Genomic DNA, 12058 nt, shown 5'->3' with positions numbered 1-12058 from the left:
GGTCACTAAGCTCTCGATCATGGCCGATACCGCTCCGTCCACCGTGTATATCGCCTCGCTCGAGGGTGACACCGGCAAATCGACGGTGGCCCTGGGGGCGCTGCAGATGCTGTCCGCGACGACGCCCCGGGTCGGGGTGTTCCGGCCCATCATGCGCTCGGCGACCGAACCGGACTACATCCTGGAGCTGCTGCTCGAGCACTCCACCGCCGATATCGACTACGACCAGGCCTGCGGCGTCACCTACGAGCAGGTGCACGAGGATCCCGACGCGGCGATCGGCGAGATCGTCATGCGGTTCCACGACGTGGCCAAGCTGTGTGACGCGGTGGTTATCGTCGGCAGCGACTACACCGATGTGGCCAGCCCCAGCGAGCTGCGCTTCAACGCCCGCATCGCCGTGAACCTCGGCGCCCCGGTGCTGCTGGTGCTGCGCGGTTCCGGCCGCACGCCCGAGCAGATCGTGCAGGTCGCGGAGCTGTGCGAGGGCGAACTCGCCGCCGAGCACGCGCAGCTGACCGCCATCGTGGTCAACCGCTGCGATCCCGACCAGCTGGACGAGGTCGCCGATGCCGTGCGGAGCATCTGTGCGACGTCGTGGACGCTGCCCGAGGTGCCGCTGCTGACCGCGCCGACCATGTCCGAGCTGTGCGCGGCCATCGGCGGGGAGCTGTACTCCGGGGACCCCGAGCTGATGCAGCGCGAGGCGCTGTCGGTCATGGTCGGCGGCATGACGGCCGAGCACATCCTGGAGCGGCTCAGCGACAGCGTCGCCGTCATCGTCCCGGGCGATCGCTCCGACGCCCTGCTGGCGCTGGTGAATGCCCATGAGGCGGAAGGGTTTCCGTCGCTGTCGGGCATCGTCATGAACGGCGGCATGCCGCCGCATCCGGCGATCGCGCGGCTGATCGAGGGGTTGAAGCCGAAGCTGCCGATCCTCACCACCCGGCTCGGCACCTTCGACACCGCGGGCGCCGTCTCGCGCACCCGCGGCCGGGTATCGCTGTCCAGCGTCCGCAAGGTCGACACCGCCCTGGCACTGATGGAACAGCGGGTGGACGGGCGCAAGCTGGCCGAGTTGATCGCGGTGCCCGCGCCGTCGGTGGTGACGCCGCAGATGTTCGAATATCAGCTGGTCGAGCGGGCTCGCTCGGATCGCCGCCGGATCGTGCTGCCGGAGGGCAACGACGACCGCATCCTGCGCGCCGCCGGTCGGGTGCTGCAGCGCAAGATCGCCGACCTGACCATTCTCGGTGACGAGGCGGCGGTGCGCGGCCGCGCCGCCGAACTCGGTGTCGACATCGAGGCCGCGCAGGTGCTGAACCCGAAGACCAGCGAGCTGCGCCAGGAGTTCGCGGAGAAGTACGCGCAGCTGCGCGCCCACAAGGGCATGACCGTGGAGCGGGCGCGCGAAATGATCTCCGACATCTCGTATTTCGGCACCATGATGGTGTACGAGGGCGTCGCCGACGGCATGGTGTCCGGCGCCGCGCACACCACCGCGCACACCATTCGGCCGTCGTTCGAGATCATCAAGACCGAGCCCGGGGTGTCCACCGTCTCCAGCGTGTTCCTGATGTGCCTGGCCGATCGGGTGCTCGCCTACGGCGACTGCGCGGTGGTGCCGGACCCGACCTCCGAGCAACTGGCCGATATCGCGATATCCTCCGCGCGCACCGCAGCCCAGTTCGGGATCGACCCGCGGGTGGCGATGCTGTCGTACTCGACCGGCGAGTCCGGCAGCGGCGCCGATGTCGACAAGGTGCGCGCGGCCACCAAGCTGGTGCACGAGCGTGCCCCGCAACTGCTGGTCGAGGGGCCGATCCAGTACGACGCGGCGATCGAGCCCACGGTCGCCAGCGCGAAGCTGCCGAACTCCGAGGTCGCCGGGCGCGCAACGGTTTTCGTCTTTCCCGACCTGAATACCGGGAACAATACCTACAAGGCGGTGCAGCGCAGCGCCGGTGCGGTGGCGATCGGGCCGGTGCTGCAGGGCCTGCGCAAGCCGGTCAACGACCTGTCGCGCGGTGCGCTGGTCGCCGACATCGTCAACACCGTGGCGATCACCGCCATCCAGGCCCAGTCGGAGGCGAAGCCGGAAGAGGGCTGAGGATTTCGCCGCGATGACGGAGCGGGCGGAATGCGCGGCAAACTCCCGGCGTTGCCCGAGACAGCAGCACAGATTGGAGGCGCGATGCAGGTCCTGGTGATCAACTCCGGCTCATCGTCGATCAAATATCAACTGGTGGACCCGGATTCGGGCACGGTCGTGGCCTCCGGTCTGGTGTCGAGGATCGGCGAGTCGGTCGCCCCCGGCGAACCGACCGTCGAGCATCACAGCGACGGCCGCACGTTGGCGCACGACGGCGCCGTCCCGGACCACGCCACCGGCCTGCGCATCGTGTTCGACCTGTTCGCCCGCGGCGGTCACGACCTGACCACCGCCGGTCTGACCGCCGTCGGGCACCGGGTGGTGCACGGCGGCGAGGTGTTCTATCGGCCCACGCTGATCGACGATTCGGTGGCGCGGTCGATCGATGAGCTGTCTTCGCTTGCGCCGCTGCACAACCCGGCCAACGTGACCGGCATCGAATCCGCCCGCACGCTGCTGCCGGACGTGCCGCAGGTCGCCGTCTTCGACACCGCGTTCTTCCACGGCCTGCCCGATGCCGCCAAGACGTACGCAATCGATTCGAAAGTCGCTGCCGCACACGGCATTCGCCGGTACGGCTTCCATGGAACGTCACATGAGTACGTGTCCGGGCGGGCCGCGGAGCTGCTGGGCCGGGATCCGGCGGAGCTGAACCAGATCGTGTTCCACCTGGGCAACGGCGCGTCGGCGTCGGCGATCCGGGGTGGCCGCGCGGTGGACACCACGATGGGCCTGACACCGCTGGAGGGGCTGGTGATGGGCACCCGCTCCGGCGATCTCGATCCCGGGATCATCCCGCACCTGGCGCGCACCGCCGGTCTGAGCATCGACGAGATCGACGAACTGCTGAACCGGGACTCGGGCATCAAAGGCCTGTCGGGGGTGAACGACTTCCGAGAACTGTTCGGGCTCATCGAAACCGGGGACGAGGCGGCGCTGCTCGCCTATGACGTCTACGTGCATCGGCTGCGCCGGTACCTGGGTGCGTATCTGGTGGAACTGGGTCGGGTGGATGCGGTCACCTTCACCGCCGGTGTCGGGGAGAACAACGCGCGCGTGCGCGCCGACGCGCTGGCCGGGCTCGAACGCTTCGGCATCGCCGTGGATTCCGGCCGCAACGAGGCGAAAGACCGTGCGGCTCGCTACATCTCGCCACCGGACGCCGAGGTATCGGTGCTGGTGGTGCCGACCAACGAGGAACTCGCGATCGCTCGCGCGGCGGCCCGACTGGTCGGCTGAGACTGCACGGTCACACCCAGGTCTTGGCGCGGATCGCGTTCGCGAGGTCGATCAGGGCGTAGCGATGGGCGCGGCCGGGCGCCGTGCGGGCCAGCCCGCGCAGCGCCGTCTCGGTGCCCTGACGCAGCTCGCGTTCGGTGAACGGCTCGCCGAACAGCGTGGCATCCGGCAGCTTCGGGGCGTTGCCCGCGCGCAGCCAGGCCAGCGCCGAACCGAGCACCAGGAGGCGCATCTGAATGCCGCGATGCTCGCTCGACGGCAGCGCCTGCACCCGGGCCGCGGCGATGTGCAGCGCCGATTCCTCGAGTTTCGCCACGGGTGCCGCGGTCAGCAGCATCAGCACCGCGGTCATCCGCGCCTCGCCGTAGTGCCGCGAGGCGGCCGGTACTTCGTCCAGCGCCCGCACCGCCTCGACGACCCTTCCGGCCGCGCTCAGCTGCCGGGCCAGGCCGAACGCGGCGCTCACCACGCCGCGGTCGGTGCGCCACACGGTGGCGTAGAACTTCTCCGCGTAGCGGCGCCACTGCCCGGGATCCGGCGAATCCCAGTGCTGCAGTACCAGTTCCGCGGTCGCGGCGAGTGCCAGCTTGGGCGCGACCTCGCCGGGCAGCGCCTGCAGCACCGCGTCGAATCGGTCGAACGCGCGCTGGTAGTCGAGCTCGAGCAGCCCGGCCAGGCCGAGGTACCAGTCGACGCGCCAATCGTCGTCCTCGATCCGGTTCAGCACATCGCGCGCCGCGGCGGGCTGGCCGAGGTCCAGGTGGATGCGGGCCTCGGCGAATGTGCACTCGGCCTCGAAGCTCTCCGGCGTGCCGCCCGGCTCGGCCGCGGCCCGCTGGCGCGCGGTGCGCACCGCGTCGAGCGCATGCCGCGGTTCCGGGTGCACGGTGCCCGCCAGCAGCGCGGCCGACGGATCCGACGGATCGATCACCGGAACCGGAAGTGCCGCAGCGACATCGCGGGCACGCAGATTCTTGGTGCGCGCGGCGCCGTCGACATAGGAGTCGGTCTGCGCCACCAGTTCCTCGGTGCCGAAGCTGGTGCGCGGCGGGCTGAACACCGTCGACAACTGCGGCTGCTCGGCGCCGGTCTCGGTCGCCAGAACCTCCCGCAGCACGCCCGTCAGCTGCGTCGTCATCCCCCGGGCCGACGGGAATCGGCGCGCCGGATCCGGATCGGTGGCGCGCAGCAGCAGCCGGTGGAAGAACTCGTAGCGGGCCAGCAGCGGCTCGGCCTCGGGTTCCGGGAGGCCGTCGAGATAGCGGCCCTTCTCCGTCGGCAGGTTCAGCGTCAGCGCCGCCAGCGTGCGGCCCACCGTGTAGATGTCCGACGCCGCGGTCGGCCCCGTCCTGGCGATCTCGGGTGCCTGAAAACCCCTGGTGCCGTACAGGTTTCCGTAGGATTCGAATCCGGCCACCGCGCCCAGGTCGATCAGCTTCACCTGGTCCTCGGTGACCATGATGTTATCGGGCTTGAGGTCGTTGTAGGCCAGTTCCAGCGAGTGTAGATATTCCAGCGCCGGGAGGATCTCCAGGACATAGGCGATGGCCTCGGTGACCGGCATGCGGTCCGGGCGCTCGTAGGAGTCGAGCATGTTGCGCAGCGACCGCCCGCCGACGTACTCCATGACGATGTAGCCCACGGGCACCCCCTCGGGGCTGGGGTGCTCGACGAAATTGTGGATCTTGACGATGCTGTGATGCGCCAGCTCGGCGAGGTATTGGCGCTCGGCGACGGCCACCGCCTGGGCCTCCGCGTCGCCGCTGTGCAACAGGCCCTTGAGCACCACCCAGCGGTTGCTGACATTGCGGTCGACCGCCAGGAAGATCCAGCCCAGGCCGCCGTGCGCGATGCAGCCCTGGATCGCGTATTGACCGGCGACCATATCGCCGACACTCAGGTAGGGCCGGAAATCGTAAGGGGCGCCGCATGTTTCACAGACTCCGGAGGTGGTCGCGGGGTGGCTTGCGGTGGCGCGCCCGACCGGTTTCCCGCAGCGCCAGCAGAACCGGCGTGCCTCGGCGACCACCGGGTCGGTCAGCACCACCGAGCGCGGATCCACCGGCGGCACAATGGAAATCGGCACCAGACCGGCCCCGAGCCGCCGCACCGTCGGGCGCGTGCGGACCGTGCGCCCGCTGCGACCGGACGGCCGCGAGTCGGCGCGGGTGGGTTCCGGCCCGGCCACGGTGCCTGGCCCCGCTTCCGCCTCCGTCATTCCGGCGTGCTCTTGGCCGGAATCTCGTGAGGGATCCCGGCCAAGAGCGTGCCGGGATGACGGAGAAGCGCTCTGGGATGACGGAGAGGCGCTCTGGGATGACGGGGAGGCGCTTTGGGATGTCGGGGAGGTGCTTTGGGATGGGTCTGCTTGGGTTTCAGGGGAGGCCGCCGACGTCTCGGGTGGTACCGCCCTTGTCTGCTCCTGCTGCGCCGAGGTGGGCTCCGGTCGCGGCGGGCCGGACACGGATTCGGTGGGGCCGGAAGTGGATTCGCCGGGATCGGGCATCGGGATCAATCCTGATACCGCGGTTGCGGCGGGCCGGGCGACGGGCCGAGGACCGATAGCCAGCGCTGGTAGATGCGGTTCCAGGTGCCGTCGGAGCGCAGCCGGTCGAGGGTGTTGTTGACGAAGCGCACCATGTCGTCGTTGCCCTTGGGGATGCCGACGCCGTAGGGCTCGTCGCTCAGGTTGCCGCCCACGACCTCCGCGTACGGGTCCTGCCCGGCCAGCCCGGCCAGCAGCGCGTCGTCGGTGCTGACCGCGTCGACCTGGCGCTGCTGCAACACGACCAAGCAGTCGGCCCAGGCGGGCACGGTCAGGATCGACGCCGCCGGTTGGTTGCGGCGGATCAGATCCAGCGAGGTCGTGCCGGTGACCACGCACACCCGCTTGCCCGCCAGGTCGTCCAGGCTTCGGATGCCGGAATCCTTCACGACCAGCACCCGCTGGTGCGACATCAGATAGGTGGTGGAGAACGTCACCCGGGCCCGCCGCTCACAGGTCATCGTCATGGTCTTCACCACCACGTCGACGGTGTGTTCCTGCAGGGCCCGTTCGCGATCGGCCGAACCGAGGATGCGGTACTCCACCCGTTCCGGGTCACCGAACAGGTCGCGCGCGATCTCCTTGGCGATATCGACGTCGAATCCGGCGAGCGTGCCGCTGATCGGATCGCGGAAGCTGAACAGATTGCTGCCCGGGTCGAGGCCGACGAGCAACCGGCCGCGGGCGCGGATGGCATCGACGGTGGGCCCGCCCGCGGCGCTCGGGCGCAGGCTGGCCGTCGCGTCGCAGCTCTTGTCGGGCTCCGGCGGCAACGGTGTTTGCGTCTGTGCCGGAACGGCTTTCGCGGGATACGGCGGTTCGGAATAGCTTACGGTGCTGTCGGTCGGCGGCGGGACCGCGGACCGGTCGTGGCAGCCCGCGGCCAGCAGGGCGACGGCGATCAGCAGCAGCGCCCGGCTTCGCATCGGGGCCGCCCTCATCGGTACTCCCGCAGCCGCGGCCACAGGCCCGCCACCACGAGGGCGGCGGCCAGGACGGACAGCACCAGCGCGCCCGGCGCCAGCAGATCGAGCGCGCGCGCCGCGTCGGAAACCTCGCTGCGCAACGTGTTTCGCGTATCGGAGAGGCCGCCGCGCAGCGCGTTGTCGAGTGCCTCGACATCGGCGGTGGCCCCGTTGGCGCCGGGACCGATCGCGACGGCGCTGGCGCCGGGGAAGTCGCCGCGGCCCAGCGCCTCGTTCATCCGCTGATGCGCCTGGCGCCAGCGGTCCAGCGCCCCGCGCGCGGTGGTGACGTCATCGGAACCGGGTGCGCCGTCCGGATATCGGGTGAGCAGCATGGTCAGATCCGAGGTGGCCTTGTCGTAGATTCGGTCGTAGTCGCCGCTGGCGTCGCGCCGCACCAGCTTCAGGGTCTCGGCGGCGCGGGCCTGCTGGGTGAGGATGCGGCTCTCGGTCAGCTCCGAGGTCGGGACGGCCCCGTCGTCGCGGCCCTGGGTGGTGGCGACCGCCGAGATGGACCCGGCGATCACGGTCCAGGCCAGCACGATCACCAGTGTGCCCGAGGCGAGCAGCAGGCCCGGATTCAGCACCCGGTGCCAGCGGCGCGCCAGGTACCACTGCGCGGCGACCAGCGCGCCCAGCGTCAGGATCGGCAGCGCGATCGCGACCCACGGCGGTTGCACGTGGTGGCGCTGCGTATCCGTGATCGCCACCGAGCGGTGTTCCTGTAGTTCGCGCGCCATCGGCAGCATGGTCGACTGCATCAGATTCGACGCCTCGCTGAGATAGGCGGCGCCGAGCGGATGACCCTCGCGATTGTTGGCCCGGGCGGTCTCGATCAGGCCGGTGTACACGGGCAGCTGGGTCGCGATACCGGCTCGCAGGTGGCCGTCGGCATCGGTGCCAGGCCCGCTGCGCCCGGCGTCGGACTGCGCGACCAGTTCCGCGGACGCCTGACCGACGGCCTGGCTGTAGCGGTCGCGCACCGGCTTGGGCTCCAGGCCGCCGGAGATGAACGCCGTGCCCGCGGCCGCGTCGGCGACCGACAGCGAGGCGTAGAGCCGCTGGGCCGAGTACGCGTCGGGCTCGGCCTCGTCGAGCAGGTGGTCCAGGGCTTGCTGGCGGTTGTCGACCGTCGACGAGGCCACGGCCCCGGCGAGCAGGCACATGCCCAGCAGCAGCAGGCCGATGGCGATCAGCTTGGCGGGGGAGGAGTGCGCGAACGCGCGCAGGTCGGTGTCGTCCAACCGGCGGCGCACCGCGGCCGCCGCGGCGCGTGGCGACAGCTCGTCCAGCCGCGGTGGCAGGCTGCGAGTCATGGTCACCTCCGATCGCCGTCCGGCCCATACCGTGCCGGACTGAGCTTATTGTGGTCGTACCGACGCCGTCTCGGGTGTGTCGCCCCGGCACCCGCGGCAATGGCGCGGCAGTGGTGGCGAGGATGGGACGAGACGAGCATGCGTGGTGACGGAGACGGTTTTGTGGACTCCCCCGACGGAACGCGGCAGTGGGGCCTGTTCGGGGCCGCGGGGCTGCTGCTGCGGGCGCCACGGACCGGCGGCGGCGCCATGGTGCTGCTGCAGCACCGGGCGCCGTGGAGTCACCAGGGCGGCACCTGGGCGCTGCCCGGCGGCGCCCGCGACAGCCACGAGACCAGCGTGCACGCCGCCGTGCGCGAGGCGCACGAGGAGACCGGAATCGTCCCGGAGGCCGTGCGGGTGCGCGGCGAGCGCATAACGGCGACGGCCCCCAGCGGCTGGACCTACACCACGGTGGTCGCCGATGCCGCCGAGCCGCTGGCCACCACGGCGAATCGGGAGAGCGCCGAGCTGGCGTGGGTGCCCGAGGAGGAGGTGGACGCGCGGCCGCTGCATCCGGGTTTCGCGGCGGCGTGGCCGGCGCTGCGGGCCTCGTCGGCGCGCATCAGCCTGGCGGGCGTCGCCGAGGCCGCGACCGTCGCGGCGGCGCTGCCGCGCACCGTGGATCTGGCCGAGCACGGCTTCGTATGGCTGCACTCGAACGGCCGGGGCGGGCGCGCGGCGCGCATCGGATCCGCGGCGGATCTGGCCGGAAATGTGTTGTTCCTCACGCTGGAGCAGGTGTTGTCTTGAGCTATGACAGCACGCGAGGTGCCGACATACTGCCGAATCTGTGAACCGCTCTGCGGGCTGATCGCCACCGTCGAGGACGGGCGGCTGACGCAGTTGCGGCCCGATAGGCAACACCCTCTGTCGCGGGGGTTCGCCTGCCCCAAAGGGATCGCATTCACCGAGGTGCAAAACGATCCGGAGCGGGTGCTGTATCCGCTGCGGCGCGGCGCCGACGGTTCGTTCGAGCGGGTGTCGTGTCGCGGCACTGGCTCCGGTCCCATACACCCAGTACACCGAGCCGGTGCTGCGGCCCTATGGCGAGGCGCGGCAGGAGTGGGAGATCATCGACGAGATCGCGCGGCGAATCGGCGTGCAGCCCTTCGCCTTCGGGCCTCCTGCTCGACTGCTCGGAGAGCTGCGGCGGCGCGTGCCGGGCGGTCGCGCGGCGCGGATTCGTCCCCGGGTACTCCTGGACCTCGCGCTGCGAACCGGTGCTTACGGTGACCGCTTCGGATTGCGACGCGACGGAATCAACCTGCGCAAGTTGCGCCGTCACCCGCACGGGCTGGTGCTGGCCGACCGTATCACCACGGGCGTGCTGCGAAAGGTGGTGCGGCACAAGGACCGCCGGGTGCGGCTGGCGCCGCCCGAGATCGTCACGGAGCTGAGCGAGCTGGCAGCACCGCCGATCGACCCGGCCTATCCGCTGCGCGTAATCGGCATGCGCGAGTTGAAATCCCACAATTCCTGGATGCACAACGCCGACTCCCTGGTGGCTCGCCGCGAGCACGCCGCACGCATCCACCCTGAGGACGCCGCCGTCGCCGGGATCGCCGACGGCGACCGCTTCCGACTCAGCTCACCGCACGGCGCGATCGAGGTCACGGCCCGCCTCACCGAGGACATGACCGAGGGCACCGTCGCCGTACCGCACGGCTGGGGCCACACCGCCGGCTGGCGCACCGCCATCGCCGCAGGCGGCGCCAACGTCAACCTCCTGATGTCCACCGACCCCGCCGACATAGAACGCCTCGCAGGCATGTCCCACCTCAACGGCGTCCCCATCCGCCTCGACCCCCTCCCCTGACCGCGGGGTCAGAGGGTGGTGTTGGAGAGGAGGCGTTGTTTGAGGGAGCGGGCGGCGGATTCCGGGTCGGGGGATGCGGTGATGGCGCGGACTACGACGATTCGGGTGGCGCCCGCGGACAGGACATCGGCCAGGCGGTCCTCGTCGATGCCGCCGATGGCGAACCAGGGGTGGGTGGGTTGGACGGCGGCGGCGGAGCGGACCAGGTCCAGTCCTGCCGCGCTGCGGCCGGGTTTGGTGGGGGTGGTCCATACCGGGCCGGTGCAGAAGTAGTCGATGTGCTCGTCTATCGCGGCCAGGCCCGCCTGGTCGCGGTTGTGGGTGGAGCGGCCGATGACCACGTCCGGCCCCACGATCTTGCGGGCGTACCAGGGCGGCAGATCGTCCTGACCCAGGTGCAGCACATCCGCACCGGCGGCGTGCGCGATATCGGCGCGGTCGTTGACCGCCAGCAGCGCGCCGTGCCGACGGGTCGCCGCCTTCAGCTCGGCCAGCGCGCCCAATTCCGCCTTCGCCTCCAGCGGCCCGAACTTCGCCTCGCCCGCGGAGCCCTTGTCGCGCAGCTGGATGATGTCGACCCCGCCCGCCAGCGCGGCCTCGGCGAAGGCGGCTAGGTCGCCCGTATCGCGGCGGGCGTCGGTGCACAGGTAGAGCAGGGCCGAGGCCAGCCGGTCCCGGGGTGTTGCGGAGCGGTTCGGATGGGACGGTTGCACGTCACCGACGGTAGTCGCGGTACCTTGGGTTAGCGAAACATCTGGACATCCCCGCAGCGAAGGCGGCCGCGCGGGGAGGCCGTTCGGTGCGGGAGTGTCCGCAGCGTCCGGATCCCGGCTGATCCGGGATCGAGCAAGGTGGAAGGTATGCGAAGTCTGGCCGTCGTGGGTGGGGGTGTAATCGGGCTGTCGGTGGCGTGGCGCGCCGCCGAAGCGGGCTGGTCGGTCACCGTGTTCGACCCCGCCGCGGGAAGCGGTGCGTCCTGGGTCGCCGGAGGCATGCTCGCTCCCCTGTCCGAGGGGTGGCCCGGCGAGGACGAACCCCTCGAGTTCGGTGCCGCCTCGCTGGCCCGCTGGCCCGAGTTCGGCGCCCGGATCCAGGCGGCGACCGGCGTGTCCGTCTTCGTCGCCGACGCGACGCTCACCGTCGCATCGGACACCGCCGACGCCGCGGACCTGCACACCATCGCCGACTTCGTGACCGCGCGCGGATACGAGATGCGACTGTTGGACCGGCAGGGCGTGCGGACCTGCGAGCCCGATCTCGCCCGCACCGTCCGTGCGGGCCTGCTCGCGCCCACCGAACCGGCTGTGGACAACCGTCTCCTGGTCGAATCCCTGCGCCGCTGTTGTGAACAGGCCGGTGTGCACATCCGCGCGGCCTCCGTCGCGGCTGTGGGTGATCTCGATCACGACCAGATCGTGCTCGCCACCGGCGCCGCCGCCGCACAGCTGCGGCCCGGCCTGCCGGTGCGGCCGGTGAAGGGCGAGATCCTACGGCTGCGGCATCGGCCCGGAGCGCCGCCCCCGCCGCGCCGCGTGATCCGTGCCCGCGTGCACGGCCGCCCGCTGTATCTGGTGCCGCGGGCGAACGGAATCGTCGTCGGCGCAACGCAATACGAGGCGGGGTTCGACACCGCGGTGACTGTCGCCGGAGTCCGGGATCTCATCGCGGACGCGGAGGCGGTGCTGCCCGCGCTCGGCGAATACGAACTGCAGGAGGCGAGTGCCGGGGCCCGCCCCGGCACCCCCGACAACCTGCCGCTGATCGGCCGGATGAGCGACCGCGTGATCGTCGCCACCGGCCACGGCCGCAACGGCATCCTCGGCGTGCCGATCACCGTCGACGCGGTCGCCGCCCTGCTCTCCGGGGACGTACTCGCCGAGGCGAAAGCCGCTGACCCACAACGGTTTCCGCAACTGTCGCAAGGGCCCGGCCATGAGCGTGCCTGAGCCTGCCGTGAGTCACCGCGGTGTCGGGCGCCGCCGG

Annotated in this window: 9 protein-coding genes and 1 pseudogene; 6 read left to right on the top strand and 4 right to left on the bottom strand. The window is 70.8% G+C overall.

From position 1 onward, the window contains the following. Positions 1-19 precede the first annotated feature (19 nt). Both pta and ACYVLQ_RS12140 read left to right on the top strand, forming a co-directional pair. Positions 20-2110, top strand: coding sequence for a phosphate acetyltransferase (gene pta / locus ACYVLQ_RS12145; protein WP_460697526.1), 2091 nt, complete (start codon positions 20-22; stop codon positions 2108-2110). 30 nt (positions 2111-2140) lie between these two features. Further along, on the top strand, positions 2141-3391 hold the full coding sequence (locus tag ACYVLQ_RS12140; RefSeq protein ID WP_460697525.1) for an acetate kinase: 1251 nt from the start codon (positions 2141-2143) through the stop codon (positions 3389-3391). 10 nt (positions 3392-3401) lie between these two features. Here the strand turns inward: ACYVLQ_RS12140 and ACYVLQ_RS12135 are convergent, their stop codons facing one another. The 3 genes from ACYVLQ_RS12135 to ACYVLQ_RS12125 form a co-directional block, all read right to left on the bottom strand. Continuing rightward, entirely contained in the window at positions 3402-5609 is a 2208-nt protein-coding gene (locus ACYVLQ_RS12135) for a serine/threonine-protein kinase (RefSeq protein ID WP_460697524.1), read from the bottom strand. 293 nt (positions 5610-5902) lie between these two features. Then, positions 5903-6862, bottom strand: coding sequence for a glutamate ABC transporter substrate-binding protein (locus ACYVLQ_RS12130; RefSeq protein WP_460697523.1), 960 nt, complete (start codon positions 6860-6862; stop codon positions 5903-5905). An 11-nt stretch (positions 6863-6873) separates the two neighbouring features. Beyond that, a complete protein-coding gene (locus tag ACYVLQ_RS12125; protein WP_460697522.1) occupies positions 6874-8217 on the bottom strand; it encodes a hypothetical protein in 1344 nt (447 codons plus the stop codon). Positions 8218-8355: 138 nt separating this feature from the next. Between ACYVLQ_RS12125 and ACYVLQ_RS12120 the strand changes: the two genes are divergently transcribed. From ACYVLQ_RS12120 to ACYVLQ_RS12110, 3 genes and pseudogenes are all read left to right on the top strand, one after another. Continuing rightward, entirely contained in the window at positions 8356-9009 is a 654-nt protein-coding gene (locus tag ACYVLQ_RS12120; RefSeq protein WP_460697521.1) for an NUDIX hydrolase, read from the top strand. A 3-nt stretch (positions 9010-9012) separates the two neighbouring features. Further along, positions 9013-9243: pseudogene (locus ACYVLQ_RS12115) on the top strand (formate dehydrogenase); the annotation flags it as partial. A 46-nt stretch (positions 9244-9289) separates the two neighbouring features. Next, entirely contained in the window at positions 9290-10075 is a 786-nt protein-coding gene (locus ACYVLQ_RS12110) for a molybdopterin dinucleotide binding domain-containing protein (RefSeq protein WP_460697520.1), read from the top strand. 8 nt (positions 10076-10083) lie between these two features. On the opposite strand, the gene thiE is transcribed toward ACYVLQ_RS12110, so the two are convergent. After that, positions 10084-10788 carry a thiamine phosphate synthase gene (gene thiE, locus ACYVLQ_RS12105; protein ID WP_460697519.1) on the bottom strand — a complete coding sequence of 235 codons (705 nt, stop codon included), beginning with the start codon at positions 10786-10788 and terminating at the stop codon, positions 10084-10086. Positions 10789-10935: 147 nt separating this feature from the next. Between thiE and thiO the strand changes: the two genes are divergently transcribed. Next, positions 10936-12021, top strand: a complete 1086-nt coding sequence (thiO, locus tag ACYVLQ_RS12100; RefSeq protein WP_460697518.1) for a glycine oxidase ThiO — start codon at positions 10936-10938, stop codon at positions 12019-12021. Positions 12022-12058: the final 37 nt, after the last annotated feature.

Source organism: Nocardia thraciensis (genome assembly GCF_054782435.1).
This window is presented reverse-complemented; position numbering and strand designations above follow the sequence as displayed.